The sequence below is a fragment of the Acinetobacter sp. AS5 genome (genome assembly GCF_048957595.1).
Taxonomy (GTDB): Bacteria; Pseudomonadota; Gammaproteobacteria; order Pseudomonadales; family Moraxellaceae; genus Acinetobacter.
Map to the genome: position 1 here is coordinate 19,617 of NZ_JARDAL010000043.1, position 15,300 is coordinate 34,916.

Below are 15,300 nucleotides of genomic sequence, written 5' to 3' on the forward strand. Positions count from 1 at the left end.
CATCGTCTCAGTAAGAACTCTGAGTCGTTAGAATGCCCACACCATTTTTAAGGTGGTGGAATGTCCTTCAGGACGATGCTCCACTTCGGTTTCTTTCAGGAACTTCGCCTCTAATGACCAGTTATCCTGTTTGTATTGAATTGCAGGGCCAAATGCCAACGCCTGTCCTTTATTGCCAATACTGGCACCATTCACTTCATCATCTGTGGTTTGTTTAAACACATAGCCTTCTAGTGCCAATTTCACTTGATCATTTAACTGATAACCGATTGCATAATCCCCAGCAAAATAATCCCCCGATTGATAGTTGGTATCGTCATTTTCGGTATTGAAACTATAAGACAGTTTGGTCGAAAACTCCCAACCTTGTGGCTGCAAATACGAGTAAGCCAAAACTGGCCGAATAGTGTGATAATTCTTGCCTAAATTCGCAATTACAGGACGTTGTAGATTGGCATTGTCATAATCTCCAGTAGCCAAAACACCTTCCAGAGCTGCAAGACTGTGATGGTTACCTTTATGCCAACCGAGCATAGTGCCTATCACTAAATCTCCCAGTCCACTGTTAGAATCCGACGCGCCCATCGCATTTAAACGTGAATTGACTAAAGGCTGTGCTGCATAGAACCCTAATTGCCCGCCTGCAATTTGTTGTGGGGTCATCCACACCAGACGTGGAATAAAGGCATTTACATCGACATGGAAATTGTCGGGACCATCTTTAAACTCACTGGCATGGTAATTTTGGTAGTAGTTCAGCAAATATACCCCAGGTGGTGGCAAAGCACCTGCTGCAATGCCTTCAATACCCAGTCCAAAAGAGTCTAAACCGTTTTCAGTTGCACAGACATGCGTTGCTATACCGCTCAATAACATGAGTGCGTAGATTTTGTTTTTCATAGAACATCCTATTCAATGCAAATTTTGATGAAGTTTGCTTGCCATGTTGAATCTTTCATACCTTGGCAAGAAACTGAAGAGAGCAGCATCACCAAATGGCTTGATGAGGCTGGAGTACGCTGTGGAAAATTTGGAAAGTAGCGCTAGGGAAGGTAAATTATGTGCTTGCGCGGCGACGTTCCACCTCGGTTGATGGTGCGTTATTTAGATCTTTGACCAATTCAAAGTTAAAGGTGATGTGTTTGAATGGCTTGTCTAAACCACGGCGCTGGATTTCTGCAGGATCAGTCACATCTACTGCTGTAACGACTAGGCCTTCACGGGTAGCAAAGGCAAAGTCATCCCAAAGATATTGGTCGCCTTCGATGTTAAATTGAGTGGTCAATTTACGGAAACCCGGTGCAGAAATAAAGTAATGCACGTGAGATGGGCGGTTACCATGACGCCCCAGTTTGTTTAATAAAGCTTGAGTCGTACCGTCTGGTGGGCAGCCATAACCAACTGGCATGGTGGTTTGCGATACATATTTACCTGCTGCATCACTAAAAATGGTACGGCGTAAGTTAAAGTCAGACTGGGTTTTGTCAAAGAATGAATAATTGCCCAAACTATTAGCATGCCAAACTTCGACTTTGGCATTTTCAATAATGTTGCCCTGTGTGTCAGTGACCTTACCTTCAATAATTAAAGTATCTATATGATCTGATTCTGAACCGTCATCCATACGCGCAAAACCGACTGATTCAGGTGCACCTGCAACATACAATGGCCCTTCAATGGTACGTGGTGTACCACCTGTCACGCCTGCTCTAGCATCGGCTTCATCGGCACGTAAATCTAGATAATGTTCCAGGCCCAAACCTGCTGCAAGTAAACCAAGTTCATTGGCTTTGCCTGCGTCGGTCATGTATTCCAGACCTTTCCAGACTTCAGAAGGCTGAATGTCTAAATCTTCAATAGCTTGAAATAAGTCTGTTACCAAACGTACTACAATTTGCTGTACACGTTGATCGACAAGGCCTGTCGCAGTGTCGACGTTCATTTCTTTCACTAAAGTATCAATTTGTTGACGGTCCATGTAATCCTCCTTGTCTATTTTGGCACTGTAGAATTGAACATTGCTATTTTTAGTTTTTGACACTGCCTTCCAGTGTTGGTTTAAGTCAGTGCCAAAGCGAGTTTCTACGGCACTGAACGATGTCCTTAAGTTTTTTCTAATCTTTTTTTAAATATGTTTAAACAATGCAGAACGTGACTGACCGCTTGCCCCATCTGCAGCACTCAAGAAGCGCTCGGTATGAATATCTCGCTCAAATAAACGGCTTTGCATCAGGGTTGAAATGGCCGCATCAATCATCACCGGTGGGCCACATAAATAGGCCTTATGACCACCACAGCGCTGTTCAAAATAGTCAGCAACTGCTTCATGCACATAACCTGTAAAACCTGTCCAGCCATCTTCTTCTTTAGGCGCATTCAAAGCAGGAATATAGCGGAAGTTTGGATAGTCTTTGACCAATTTCTCAAACAGTTCTCGGTTATATAATTCCGCAACATCTCGCGCACCTTGGAACAGGTAGATGGTGCGGGTATCACCCGATTCAAGCAGGTCTAAAATCATAGATTGCGGGCTAGATAAACCTGAGCCACCAGCAATAAAGATCGCATCCTGTTCATCCGATTTACGTACAAAGAATTGTCCGTAAGGCCCTGAAATTTCCAGTTTATCGCCTGCTGCTAGCTGCTCATGCACATAAGTCGTTGCACTACCGCCCACCACATGACGGATATGCAATTCAATAATACCGAGTTCGCTTGGCGCATTGGCAATAGAAAACGCACGCGTGCCTTCAATGCCCGGGAATTGCACGTTAATGTACTGCCCTGCCTGAAAATCCATTGCGCGGTCTAACTGCAAACGCACACCTTTAATGGTTGGAGATAAGTCGCGAACTTCAATGACTTTGGCCTGATAATCTTGTACTAGATAACCCAGAAAATCAGGGTCTGCATCGACATCGGCTTCAATGGTCATGTCTGATTCTGGCTTACAGCAGCACGCCAACACTTTGTGTTCTTCACGCTCTAAATCCATCAGCGCGAAAGGTGATGCTTCGCCCACATCATAATAACCATCGGTGACTTGGACTTTACAAGTGCCGCAAGTGCCGTGCCCACAAGCAAATGGCAACCACACGCCCTGACGTAACGCGGCATCTAAAATGGTTTGATCTTCTTCAACCTCAATGGTTGTACCAATTGGCTCAATTGTGACTTGATAGCTCATCTGCGACCTCCTGTCTTGCACTTACTGTCTGTGCTTTGCTGTCTTTATCTAGTTGTGATCTTGCTGTTTTAAACGTGTGCGTCCTTGTACCCATTCAGCCCTGGAGTTAAAAAGCGCAGTAGTGATTTATGATCGAAGCCAATTTCTGCCAAGGTCTGTTCAGGGCGTGGCTGAATTACCTGTTTGTTTAAAGTAAATTGCACTTCATCCCATTTAATGTTTTTAAAGTCAGGATGTTGATGGAAACCCGCCTGCATTTGCTGATCCAAAAATTCCTGAAAGGTTTGCTGCGGCGAAACCAACATGGCGTGTGCAGAACAATATAAAGTGTGATGATCCCAACCCACATACACCAAAATGTTGTCGCCATAGTGTTTTTGTAGGTCGCGTGGTTCAAAGTCGTAATCTGGGCGAATAGCGCGTACTGACATGGTCATTCTCCGTATTGGGGTGGTTTGAGCCGCAAATGACTCAAACCGAAATCCTTTTAAATTTGAATCTTGAAATAACTTAAATTTTAGATATTTACTTTAGATAGTGAATGAGCGTTAAGCCGCATCACCTTTCCATTTTTTCCAGCGTTGCTGGTCTGGTGAACCTTCAATATCCAAGTTATCTGCACCGACATTGAAGCGATAATATTCGCGCAGCATGTTTTCCAAATCTAAGCCACCACAGTTGCCTTGTAGAATTTGGTTCACTGGCAACCATGCCTGCACATATTTTTCAGGTTCACGTTCAAAAATATCGTGACAACCATCTGAACAGGTGTGGTAACGCTCGCCTTTATAAACAGACTCACGATACGTAAACATGGTCGGATCGCCATCCATTTCGGTGAAAGTCATTGGCACTTGGCAAATTTGGCACAATTGCGGTAAGCCTGCGCTGTAGAAACGCTTGCCTTCTGCTTCCATCTTGCGTGCTAACTCCCACTTTGGACGGTAGTATTTGTCAAAGGTGTCTGGATATTTTTCAGATAACCAATCCATTTCCTGATCGGTTGGAATCCAAGTATGGAAACCTGCTGCATGACCGAAGTTATAGAAAATCCACCACGCTTGATGCGACACGTGTTCTTTTTCTTTGGTAATTACTTCTGAATATTTCGGCATACGAATACCGTAACGGCTCAGGTCCTTGAACAGCGCACCGCCCGCTTCTTCAAAGTAGGTTTCCCACGCTTCTTTCCACGACATCACTTTGTTTGGCAGCATGTAGTCCATCATCATGCCAACTATAGATAACAGACGAGTCCCACGCCAGAACCACTTATCAATCCATTCCTGTACGATTGGCACGTTATCTTCGTGTTGTTCTAACAAGAATTTCACGATTTCTAGACCTAAAGTCATGTGACGTGCTTCATCGGACTGTGCACTAAAACCAAAGGTGACCGTTGCCATATCGCCATTGTGTGCTGCACCTGACATGAACGGTACGAACAACAAGTTGGTCAATACATATTCAAAGGCAAAGCTAATGGCTAACAAGAACTCAAACGGCCCTGCTGAACGCGCATCTTCAAAGAAAGATTTTGGTACAGACAAGTACCAAACGCGGTCATGCATGTGCGACCAATCCTGAAAACCATCAAAGAATTTGTTGTAATGGCTCATGGCATGAATTTGCGTCTGCACGTGACGTAATTCATCAATCGACTGCATTTGTGATGCGATACGTGCACCTACACCACTAAACTGACGCCCTACATGTGCATAACCTTGGAATGCCTGATACTCAAGCGGAGTTACCGCAGTTAAAAACAGTTTGATGGCATTCAAATAACGCTCATTGGTCACGTTCATTTGACCGTTGTTTTGTGCAAAAGCATCAAAAATGGCGTAAAGTTTTTTCTCTTTTTCTGCCTGATACTTCCAGTAAGCATCCATGGTTAAACGGAATGGATCTTCCCATTTTGACCAGTCGGTAATTTTAATCCCCTCAAACTCTTCATAAGGGAAAGCCTCTTTACGATCTACATAAGAGAAGTCCCAATCCAGATCACGTGTCAAAGCACGATAGCGATCTTTCGCATTTAACTTCTTGCCGATTGCATTTATTTTAGAGTTCATCTTCGTCATCCTTAATTCATTTTTAGACTCACAACCTCTGTGTTGTGATTAATTCCAATATAGGCGGAACATATCGTCATCTTCTTCGACGTTGCCACCCAGCGTAATCATGTTGAGCTGTAAGGACTGGATATCCCAATCTTGCCCTAGCTTTTCTGAAACAGTTTCGGCCCTGATAATTAAATCTGAGTTACTCTCAACCCGGATCATGGCAGGCAAATATTGAATCGTGGCATCTGGGTTGTCTTCTTCAATCGCTTCAATGATGTAGCGCGATGTGTCATTGTCCTGTAATGCCAGATAAACCTTAGACATGCTGCTTCTCCTTAAGCCTGCAAAATTTGTTCAAGTTCGATGCCAATTTTTTTACTGCGTTCCAGCAGTTTTTGTTCTGCAATGTCGACTGCATCTGCAGACAACGCCTCAGCTGCCCACGCTGCAAATGCCGCTTTCACTTCAGGTAAATATTCGGCTAACCATTGGCTCAACAATTGTTTGTTATGTGCAGATTCTGCTGCTGCGGTTTTAAATACGCTGTCTGACCATTTGCGCAAATCTGCCATAGCTTCCTGCATAAATTCCATCAGCATCGCCAAGTCACGTGCCTGATGCTGTGCCAACCATTGATCAAATTGGGTATAAACCAATTCGCTCATAAAGCTATCAATCACCAAGTTTTGTAATAAAAACAGTTTGAAATAGTCTTGCTCGGTCAAACTGGTTTCACACAGCTTGCGCAGTCCTTGCCATGCTTCATCTTGCATCCATGCTTGTTTGGCTGGAATTAAAGATTCGCCCGTGTTGCCATCGAGTGCCAAACCAACCCGTGAGATATACTGCGCCATACCTAAACGATCCATCGCAGCATAAATACAGGCTTGGGTCAGCACCGTGCCATAACCATAAGCACTGCCCGACATCATGTGTAAATTGGCAGTTTGCTCGATATGACGAAACGGCAAAAACAAGGCAATCACTTTGGCTTTAACATCTTCAGAAATATGTTCTGCCAACTGACGCTTTTCAAAAAAGCTAAAGTTACTTTCCGCAATGTCCTGCAAACGTGCACGATGCTGCACATACGTCCCATAATAAAACTGACGTGGGTCTTTAAATGCATACCAGTCCTGCATTTCAATAGCAGTGTGGGTTTTGTCATTTAAGGTTTTTTCAGGTTTCCACAGCGGACGATAGTGAAAGTTGGCTTCCGGCTGAATATCAAAACTTACTTCCTGATAACGGGTTGCAGGCTTGTTGCCAAAACGGCGCTCAATATAGGCATAGTTTTGACGAATTGGCTCAATACCCGCTGTTTTGATTTCTAAAGTCATCGCTTATCTCCTTAAGCATTCAGTGTTGATCTTCATGATCAATGTTGTATCGCTGTGCACCGACCAAAGTGTCGTGTTCGACGCCATAACGCCATTTATCTTCTTCTGCATCATTCACAGCCTGTTGCTGCTCGCTCATTTCCACCACCTGATTGGTGGCACAAAACTCACGGAATGCTTGCTGGGGCAAGACCAACTCCACATATAAAGTTGGATCGTGAATGGCAAAGTCGAACTCGACAAATGCGGCATCAATATCGCCCGTTACCCGAATGTATTTGATTAGAGGCAATGTGCCTGTTGCATCCTTCATGGTGTTCTCCTACAAGACCTGAATCATTCAGAGCTTGCTTCAGTTGCTTCATGCATCTGTTGCTTACTTTTACTATTACAACAAGCGTGCCAACTTTATAAAAACATTGAAAAACAGTAACTTAAAAAATCCGATTATTTTTATAAGAATTTGAATTTCATGATTTGATGAATTTTGATGTTTAAAAAATTTGAGATTTCATGATTTGATGAAATATAGCCCACTCGGATACAAAAAATTATCCTTGTGCTTTATGCAATTCGCCTAAAATAAAAATAAAAATAAAAATAAAAATAAAAATAAAAACATATAGATACACTCAAATACCTTTAAAGTTTGTCATGATACTATTTATGTATTGTTAAATTTTCACGAAGTTGCATAAGATAGCTAACCAGCCACGAATTTAATGGATTAAACACGGCGCATGGCACTAGTAAAATACGACAGTAGCGGCAAAAATGCAGGCTATCCTCAGGAAATTCACGACCTGCTTTCCAAGCTACATTTTGACACTGAGCATGGACAAATCTGGTTTGACGAATATCGCATGTTGCTGATGCATACCAGCATCATCGGCTATTTGCGTAAAGACCTTGTCAATATGATTGGAATACAACGCACCAAACGCTTTTTTATTCGTTTAGGCTATCAGGCAGGTCTAAAAGATGCAGAAGTCACCACGAAAATGCGCCCTGGCTTAAATGAAGAGCAGGCTTTTATGGCAGGGCCACAAATGCACGGTATTCGTGGCATGGTACAAGTTTCTGCCAATCAACTGATTATAAATCAAAAGAAAAAACAGTTTTATGCAGACCTAAACTGGCATAACTCCTTTGAAGCCGATGTACATCTTGAACAGTTTGGACCGAGCAATGAACCTTCTTGCTGGATGCTGCTAGGCTATGCTTGCGGGTACAGCAGTTATGCCACAGGCATGACCATTATTTATCAGGAAATGGAATGTAAAACCTGCGGACATGCTAACTGTCGCATTATTGGTAAACCACTCGGTGAATGGGAAAATGCCGATGAACTGATTCAGTTCATGTCACCCGAACCGATGGAACAGGAACTCATTGCACTACAAGCCGAATTGTATGAACTGAAAAAATCGATTTATACCACCAGTAAAAATGACTACAGCATGTTCAGCTCAGTCGGACAATCTGCAGCTTATCAACGGGTGTGTGACTTACTCAAAAAAGCGGCAGGTGCAAAAGTGTCGATTTTGCTGCAAGGTGAAACAGGGGTCGGGAAAGAAGCCTTTGCCCGTGGTGTGCATGAACTCAGTCAACGTAAAGAACATGCTTTTGTTGCGGTCAACTGTGCGGCAATTCCGCCTGAACTGATTGAATCTGAACTGTTTGGTGTTGAAAAAGGTGCATTTACAGGTGCACATCAATCACGCTTAGGTAAATTCGAACGCGCCCATGGCGGCACTATTTTTTTAGATGAAGTGATTGAGCTTTCACCACGCGCTCAAGCGGCTTTACTGCGTGTGCTACAAGAAGGTGAAGTGGAACGCGTTGGAGATTCGCAAACCCGTCATATTGATGTTCGCGTAATTGCTGCAACCAATGAAGATTTAGAACAAGCGGTTAAAGCAGGTCGTTTCCGTGCCGATTTATATTACCGTTTAAATATTTTTCCTGTGCAAATTCCACCACTGCGTGAACGCCGTGAAGATTTACCGCTATTGGTTGCGCATTTCTTAAAACGCTTTGAAAAAATGTATGACAAACAAATTCAAGGCGTCAGTGAAAAAGCCACTGACTTTATGCAAAGCTATGCGTGGCCTGGCAATATTCGTGAACTGGAAAACCTGCTCGAACGTGCGGTACTGCTAACGGAAGATCAACAACTGATTAAACTGAAAGCCTTATTTCCACAAATGCACAGCGAGCATACCGTAGATGAACAAGCCAACGTAGATTTAGACAAGCTGTTGACTGAAGGTTTTGATTTAGAACAACATGAACAACAACTGATTATCACCGCGATGCAAAAAGCCAAACACAATGTGTCTGAAGCAGCCCGTTTGTTGGGTATTAGTCGAGCAAAGCTCGATTATCGACTTAATAAATATTATTAGGGCGTGTCCTCATTTGAAGAATTGGTTTTAAATACTTAAAACCTTCCTTTGAATTATTTTTATTTCTATATTTTCAATGGCACGTACTCTTCTTACCGATGATATCTGGCAGCAAATTCAAGATACTATGCGATTACATGATTGCTACCGTTCAAAGAATAGTAGAAATATCATGGAAGTGATCTTATGGAAACTGCGTACATGCGCCACATGGCGTGATATTCCTCAAGAATTTTGTCCTTGGCAAACTGCTTATAATCGTTTTAATCGTTGGGCAATCAAGGGATTGTGGAATCAATTTTTTTTAGATTACGAGGCGTCTTGGATCAAGAATGGGTATTCATTGACAGAAGCTACATACGCGTGCACCAACATGCAAGTGGAGCTCGGAATGGTTTCGAAAGAGCAATTGGAAAATCACGTGGTGGACGAACAACAAAAATACATCTTGCAACCGACGCGAATGGATTACCGATTGATTTTAAAATCACTGGGGGTGGAGTCCACGACAGTCAAGTTGCAAATCAACTGATTGATATTGTAGGCGAGGCAACTTATCTCATTGCTGATAAGGGGTATGATGCTGAGCACATTAGAATATATGCCCAGAACAAGGATATGATTCCCATCATTCCAATGAGATCAAATAGTAAAAGATCGAATAAGGAGTTTGATAAATATCAATATAAATTAAGACAGTTAGTTGAAAATGTATTTGCGAGATTGAAACATTTCCGAGCGATTGCAACCCGATTTGATAAGCTTGCACGAAATTATCAGTCTATGATTTACATTGCTTGCATGTTTATTTGGTGTAAAGCCAAATGAGGACACGCCCTAGAGCCTGCAAAACAATTATCTTTAGATTTATCTACATGATTTTTAAAATGAATATTTATAAGTTAAAATTCTCTTAAATTATCTAGTGATTTCAAAGTGTGCTGATCATGTGCCATCGCTGTACCGTCAGCGCCTGATCTATCAGCGGGCAGGCGTTGAGCAGTCCAAAATGACCGCTATATTAACCAAGGGGGTCATTTTTACACTGCCGCTAACACGGGAGCATATCTGGTGAAAGACAGGAATTCAGAAGAACTGCTGATTCAGATTTATTTGCTTCTGCGTGCCTTTGTGCTTTATCAAGCAGGCGAGAAAGAGTGTGGAGCATTTTTGTGAACTGTATGATCTGTGCGTACATTATAAGGAGCCTTTTGGTTGTGAAGTTGTCCCCATCATTAAGTGGTAAAAACCATATTATTTGGGTAATAAAATCCCCTTCTGCGATCATGGCGTCGCCGGAATAGGGAGTTCTAATGGATGTCAGGCGGACGTTGGCTTAACCAACATTCAATTCCACGAGCCATGCGGATGCGTAGGCTGTCCACTTCTAAAAGTTTTCGTTACTGATGAAAAGTGACACTTTCACCAACAGGCTCTTTATTAATCCTGTATTGATTTGCAGGGTGAGTCACATCCGGGTAACCCAGGGAAATACCAAATAATAATTTTAATGACGGGTCTACACCGAGTTCTTTGCGGATGGTTTCACCGTAAAAGCCCAGTATGGTCTGCGGAACGCCACCTAATCCATGAGCGGTCAGAGACAGCAGAAGTGTCTGAGCGTACATGCCTATGTCACCAGCCATACGATGAACCGTACAGTGGAATCACATTCTTTGGCATACCTCGATCGTGCAATGCTTGCTCCGATTTAGGCATAGATGTATATTTCTGTGCCCCACATTCACCCTGGCAAAAAGGCACATGCGAAAATATGAATGGTTTAATTAGGCAATATTTACCTAAAGGGATTGATTTAAATCAGGCAGATCAGCATTATTTAAATCAAGTTGCCATGTCACTGAATACTCGTCCTAGAAAAGCGTTAGATTGGCTTACACCATTAAAGAAATTTGCTCAGCTTGTTTATTATCATAAGACTTTTGAAACTGTCGCACCTCATGTTTGAATTCGCCCCTTTTTAAACTCAAATATTTTTTTTGGGGCGGTTACCGCTTACGCTTAGGCTATTTCCCATAAGGAATCATGTTGTACAGCTTCCAGCAGCAGACAGAACGCAATAGATAATGTGATGTTTTTTTGGCTCTGTTGATCCATAAAAAATACCTGAGTCTCTATTATTAAGCGATAAATGAGCAGCAAGAAGTTTTCCTAGTCAGGTAAATGATATTATTCATGTACACATAGCTGTCTTTAACAAATTCACAGAATCTAGCTGTACTTATACCCAAGTTGTCATTTGAATTTAGCTCAATTAGGGTAGCGCTGTCTTTTAAACCTTTCTGTAATAAAGCGTGCGTAAGTCATATTTAATTAGATTCTGATATCATCTCTAATCACCAAATATCGTGCACTCAACCACGTAAGTGCCCATCGCACGGCGCTTAATGTGGCTTGTTGAGACATAATTCTAAAATAATTATATTTATTATGTTTCATCATCATCGGAAAAAATTGATGTTCTGTAAGGATTGAAAGCATAGGTTCATCCTCTGCGGTAAAATGCATCAATGCTTTTGTTACATTACTTTCATACAACCATTTTTTTATTAACCAATTATAAGTTTCTGATTGGTTTTGTTCTAAATAATCAAATCGCTCTAAAATCTCTTGTGCAGAATTAAAATCTACAGCACTGAGTAATTCAGGCAAACGAGCTAACTTTCCTTGTGTCGATAATGGGTGTCTTCCTATATTTGAACCACGTTTACCTGACGGAATGTTTGCCATCGTAATTAAAGCTCTCTTCCAGGGCTCAATATCTAATCGTGGCTGCCCCTGCGCAGAAATAAGATACCGCTCAATATATTCAAACTTTTGAAATAATTCGTGTTTAATTAATTTTCCAGTCGAATTCCCTCTTTTTTTAGCATAGATGACCCACCTCTGACTTTGTCTTTTTTTGAGTACATATTTTTCAATGGTATCTCTCAACTCATATTTTAGATTACCATTCTGTTGATGAATCGCTTGGAAATGCCTGAATAAATTACTCCGACTCATGACTCGCTTAAAAAATGCAGTATGTAAATTGGGTTGCTGTTGTTGCATGCTATAGGCATAAGTAGCCAGAAATAAGATATGAACATAATGCTTTAATGTTGTCGATTCATGTAAATGTCCAAGCACTCGACTAATCGCCTTAATCCCTTGCCCAACCTGTCCTTCATTGCCTACTAGTGTATTAAATTGCTCATTCGATGGCATCCAAGTTTGTAGCCATGGCAGTTCTATCGTGAGCGCTTTAAAATCCACCACTGTTTGCAAACACTTTAAAGTATATGCACTTGCAAACGTATGTCTTAAATGATGTAAGCTGAGATCAACATCTCCAGTGACTTTCTTTAATATTTGAGATATTTGATTGAAAAAAGGCCTATGCTCACTGTCCTCATCAGACATTAATATCGAATATTTTTTATTCTTATAAATATCATCTAATCCCTTTTGAATCGTCTGACTTAATAAATTCATCGGAACAACACGTTCTGATCCAAGTGTTTTTAACTGATGCTCACCATAAGGACGAATTCGGAGCATATCCTCATCAATATCTAAGGGCCGTAAATGAAGTGTCTCTGAACGGCGTACACCCATCGCTGCAGATAAACGAAAATGACGCTGAATCTCTAGACGTAAAGCAGCATCACTCACCCCAGATTCTACAGATTGTAATATTTGAACGATCTGCTGCACTTCATTTTTTGCAAAAACTTTAGCACTTGCTTGATGCGCTGTACGATTGTGTAACTTTATACGATCATCATTTAACTGAATTAAAAAATCTCTAAAGCGATTCCACGCAGCGAGATGCTTGCGGTGTGGAAAATGCTCTTGCGTCAACTCCATCCATTTTTGAAATACATCTTCATCAATCTGGCTATCTTTTGTTAAATCTTCTGAAAACCCCAATATACCTGCACTGACGATGGCCAAATGTAGATGAATCATATTTCGATTCTGTAGACTTAACTCTTCTGCATCACAGCGTAAAATCAACCATTGCACAAAGCACGTTAATAAATTGACTGAGTAGTGATTCGTTTTATTATTGGCAAGCTGTTTAAGCCAAATGCTTGATCTAGACTCACCTTTTAGTTGCTGAATCATCGCTAAAATATCAGACAAATTTAGTTGCTCATCGCCTATTTCTATTTCATTTTCTGGCTCAGTACTATCTAAACCTGTGGTTAATTTTTCATATTCGGATAAGCGTAATAATTCATTTATTGAAAGATCTTCAGTCAGGACTTGGCCTGCTATATAACCTGCAATTAACGGAGTGCTATTTAACATCACATTTTGCTGTAAAGCTTTCAACCATTGAGCCAACGATAGAGTTGACTTAAGCCCTATTTGTTTTAAATATGTATTAAAACACTTTTGCCAAGTCGTTCTTTGTTGATTTCTTGACTGTGCTAAAATCTCTTTTAATCGGGGCTGTAGATACTGTCGGTCTACTAAAATTAAAGTCGAGACATAAGGACTTAACAGTACTGTACGGCGTATCTTCGTCACAGATCTATCATTATTCACTGTCAGCTCAACGAGCCGACTATTCCCCATAGCGACTATATGTTGATCAGAAGCAATAAACTCCAACATCGCTTGTAAATGGCTCACTCTGCACAGTTGTGCATACATGGAGAGTACAACCAGCAAACGTCCTATTTCAATATCACAATTTTGATGTTCAGGTAAATGTTCTAAATCCTTCTGAATAAGATCAAGTAAGTTTTGTTCAATATAACCCCATGTACTAAAACTATTTTCAGATGTCAGCCACGTACGATTAGCTTTTTGAGGAAGTTGAACGAATAAAGGAATTTTCGTTTTATCGCGAATATAAGCACAATATGCCTTGATCGCTTGTGGCAAATCAATGTTTGTATTTTTAGCTAAATGGGAAGCTAATACATGTCCAAGCTCGAAAGATACGTTTGGCTCAGGATTTTCCTCAAAAATCAACTGACAATAGGACTCATACTCTGAGTTTTCCAGCCATTCTTTTACATCATTTTCTGAATATTGTATTCTCGGCTTCGTCTCTGCTTGAACTGTTTTAATCTCTTTGGTTACAACAAATGTTGGAATATTCAGGTTTTTAAAAAAATCAAAAACATCAAGACATTCGAAACCTAACTGTTTTTGCAGGTTTTCTTGTACATCAAGCCACTGTTGTTTAAATGTTGATACAGGAAATACTGATAACATATCCCATGGATAACGACCGCGTACCCAGTGCCCAAGTCCAGCATCCTTGAACCGTCCAGGTAACTGATTATTATCAGAGCGAACCAGCTTCCGTGCCCAATTTCTACCTAAACCTTCAATCTGATGAGGATCACAAAGTTGCAACGCATAAGACGATAAATCAACACGTGGTTCAACTTGATCCCCCAGCATTCTCATCAAACCACGTAAAACTTGAATCTGTTTGATAAATGCTGCCGTCAATGGCACATAACGATCGGTTGATTCATCTTGATGATGTTTATCTTGAATCAATGCCCAGCCTTGCTGACTTATCCACTTTGGAAAGGGTTGCTTAATCCCCCGTCCTGCAGTTGCAAGATTCATCCATAATTCTGTATACAACGTTAAGTTATCAAAGAGCGTCTGCCAATCTTTCTGTTCGGCAGCCTGATTTATTCTCTTCTTTATTCTTGTAATTTCATTTTGTATTTCAACAATCTTTATCCCAGTCGGGCTACCCACGCGTTCACTAGAAGAGTGCATATATTCAGGAATATCAATTTTTATCGTTGTTAAACAATCAGCCCATAACTGCTCAAGTTTCCTCTGTTCAAAAGATGCATAATGAATTAAGTTATCATAATTCCGACCGGATGCATTAGTCACTGCTTTAACGACAGCTAAGTCACCTTGGCTATGCTCATATAACAACCGTGGAAGAAGATCTTTAATGCTTTTGAGGCTGATTTCTAACTCTTTCGGCACACTGTTAATAAGTCTTCTAACTTCGCGTTCAACTGCCGGTTGACGGGTTTTAATCGCAAGATTTTTGACTTGATTCACCAAATCATTGAGCTCACTTGGTAAAACCAATTGTAATTTCTTGGTCCATGGCAAATGAAATTTAGACTCTTCTGGCTTTGTTTTGAGTGTCGGTGTGCCTGCTAAAACGCTCAATACGTATGCAGATAAAGTATGATCATATTGAATAGCAATATTATTCTGGGTGGTGTATCAAAAAGTATGCTAAAAAAAAGCAGGTTGAATTTTGATAAAATAGAGAAATGCAAATAACTCTAGAA

12 protein-coding genes and 2 pseudogenes are annotated in these 15,300 nt (G+C 41.0%); 3 read left to right on the top strand and 11 right to left on the bottom strand.

Annotation, left to right across the window (positions count from 1 at the left end; all coding sequences use genetic code 11):
• Positions 1 to 27: 27 nt before the first annotated feature.
• The 8 genes from PV763_RS13510 to PV763_RS13545 form a co-directional block, all read right to left on the bottom strand.
• The gene (locus PV763_RS13510; RefSeq protein ID WP_420938024.1) at positions 28 to 900 is read right to left on the bottom strand and encodes a SphA family protein; all 873 of its coding nucleotides are present in this window, start codon (positions 898 to 900) and stop codon (positions 28 to 30) included.
• A 157-nt stretch (positions 901 to 1,057) separates the two neighbouring features.
• Entirely contained in the window at positions 1,058 to 1,978 is a 921-nt protein-coding gene (gene catA / locus PV763_RS13515; protein WP_420938025.1) for a catechol 1,2-dioxygenase, read from the bottom strand.
• A gap of 147 nt (positions 1,979 to 2,125) precedes the next feature.
• A complete protein-coding gene (locus PV763_RS13520; protein ID WP_034679685.1) occupies positions 2,126 to 3,187 on the bottom strand; it encodes an NADH:ubiquinone reductase (Na(+)-transporting) subunit F in 1,062 nt (353 codons plus the stop codon).
• A 68-nt stretch (positions 3,188 to 3,255) separates the two neighbouring features.
• Positions 3,256 to 3,618 (bottom strand): phenol hydroxylase subunit P4, encoded by a 363-nt coding sequence (locus tag PV763_RS13525; protein WP_270429438.1) that lies wholly within the window; start codon positions 3,616 to 3,618, stop codon positions 3,256 to 3,258.
• Positions 3,619 to 3,735: 117 nt separating this feature from the next.
• Complete coding sequence (locus tag PV763_RS13530; protein ID WP_270429439.1) at positions 3,736 to 5,262, bottom strand: aromatic/alkene/methane monooxygenase hydroxylase/oxygenase subunit alpha; 1,527 nt, start codon at positions 5,260 to 5,262, stop codon at positions 3,736 to 3,738.
• A gap of 48 nt (positions 5,263 to 5,310) precedes the next feature.
• Positions 5,311 to 5,577 (bottom strand): MmoB/DmpM family protein, encoded by a 267-nt coding sequence (locus PV763_RS13535; protein ID WP_126039397.1) that lies wholly within the window; start codon positions 5,575 to 5,577, stop codon positions 5,311 to 5,313.
• A gap of 11 nt (positions 5,578 to 5,588) precedes the next feature.
• Entirely contained in the window at positions 5,589 to 6,593 is a 1,005-nt protein-coding gene (locus PV763_RS13540; protein WP_270429441.1) for an aromatic/alkene monooxygenase hydroxylase subunit beta, read from the bottom strand.
• Positions 6,594 to 6,612: 19 nt separating this feature from the next.
• Positions 6,613 to 6,906, bottom strand: a complete 294-nt coding sequence (locus tag PV763_RS13545) for a phenol hydroxylase subunit (RefSeq protein ID WP_104222200.1) — start codon at positions 6,904 to 6,906, stop codon at positions 6,613 to 6,615.
• 427 nt (positions 6,907 to 7,333) lie between these two features.
• Between PV763_RS13545 and mobR the strand changes: the two genes are divergently transcribed.
• Positions 7,334 to 9,001, top strand: a complete 1,668-nt coding sequence (gene mobR / locus PV763_RS13550; RefSeq protein WP_270429446.1) for a phenol degradation transcriptional regulator MobR — start codon at positions 7,334 to 7,336, stop codon at positions 8,999 to 9,001.
• A 76-nt stretch (positions 9,002 to 9,077) separates the two neighbouring features.
• Positions 9,078 to 9,829, top strand: a protein-coding gene (locus tag PV763_RS13555; RefSeq protein ID WP_338841470.1) for an IS5 family transposase whose coding sequence is annotated in 2 segments (ribosomal slippage) — positions 9,078 to 9,306 and positions 9,306 to 9,829 — 753 coding nt in all. Because the reading frame shifts where the segments join, the coding sequence is not laid out codon by codon here.
• Positions 9,830 to 10,052: 223 nt separating this feature from the next.
• Here the strand turns inward: PV763_RS13555 and PV763_RS13560 are convergent.
• Both PV763_RS13560 and PV763_RS13565 read right to left on the bottom strand, forming a co-directional pair.
• Complete coding sequence (locus PV763_RS13560; RefSeq protein ID WP_420938026.1) at positions 10,053 to 10,289, bottom strand: DUF1993 family protein; 237 nt, start codon at positions 10,287 to 10,289, stop codon at positions 10,053 to 10,055.
• 112 nt (positions 10,290 to 10,401) lie between these two features.
• The gene (locus PV763_RS13565; RefSeq protein WP_126039379.1) at positions 10,402 to 10,647 is read right to left on the bottom strand and encodes a nitroreductase family protein; all 246 of its coding nucleotides are present in this window, start codon (positions 10,645 to 10,647) and stop codon (positions 10,402 to 10,404) included.
• A gap of 62 nt (positions 10,648 to 10,709) precedes the next feature.
• Here PV763_RS13565 and PV763_RS13570 point away from each other — a divergent pair.
• Positions 10,710 to 10,970, top strand: a pseudogene (locus tag PV763_RS13570) (IS30 family transposase); the annotation flags it as partial.
• A 365-nt stretch (positions 10,971 to 11,335) separates the two neighbouring features.
• Here PV763_RS13570 and PV763_RS13575 read toward each other — a convergent pair.
• A pseudogene (locus PV763_RS13575) lies at positions 11,336 to 15,229 on the bottom strand (tyrosine-type recombinase/integrase); the annotation flags it as partial.
• Positions 15,230 to 15,300 lie beyond the last annotated feature (71 nt).

What these genes read in the sequence shown, in the direction of transcription:
- PV763_RS13535 (WP_126039397.1), bottom strand. Translation starts at nt 5,577, where the DNA reads ATGTCTAAGGTTTATCTGGCATTACAGGACAATGACACATCGCGCTAC.
- PV763_RS13510 (WP_420938024.1), bottom strand. Translation starts at nt 900, where the DNA reads ATGAAAAACAAAATCTACGCACTCATGTTATTGAGCGGTATAGCAACG.
- catA (WP_420938025.1), bottom strand. Translation starts at nt 1,978, where the DNA reads ATGGACCGTCAACAAATTGATACTTTAGTGAAAGAAATGAACGTCGAC.
- PV763_RS13520 (WP_034679685.1), bottom strand. Translation starts at nt 3,187, where the DNA reads ATGAGCTATCAAGTCACAATTGAGCCAATTGGTACAACCATTGAGGTT.
- PV763_RS13530 (WP_270429439.1), bottom strand. Translation starts at nt 5,262, where the DNA reads ATGAACTCTAAAATAAATGCAATCGGCAAGAAGTTAAATGCGAAAGAT.
- PV763_RS13525 (WP_270429438.1), bottom strand. Translation starts at nt 3,618, where the DNA reads ATGTCAGTACGCGCTATTCGCCCAGATTACGACTTTGAACCACGCGAC.
- PV763_RS13565 (WP_126039379.1), bottom strand. Translation starts at nt 10,647, where the DNA reads ATGGCTGGTGACATAGGCATGTACGCTCAGACACTTCTGCTGTCTCTG.
- PV763_RS13540 (WP_270429441.1), bottom strand. Translation starts at nt 6,593, where the DNA reads ATGACTTTAGAAATCAAAACAGCGGGTATTGAGCCAATTCGTCAAAAC.
- PV763_RS13560 (WP_420938026.1), bottom strand. Translation starts at nt 10,289, where the DNA reads ATGATCGCAGAAGGGGATTTTATTACCCAAATAATATGGTTTTTACCA.
- PV763_RS13545 (WP_104222200.1), bottom strand. Translation starts at nt 6,906, where the DNA reads ATGAAGGATGCAACAGGCACATTGCCTCTAATCAAATACATTCGGGTA.
- mobR (WP_270429446.1), top strand. Translation starts at nt 7,334, where the DNA reads ATGGCACTAGTAAAATACGACAGTAGCGGCAAAAATGCAGGCTATCCT.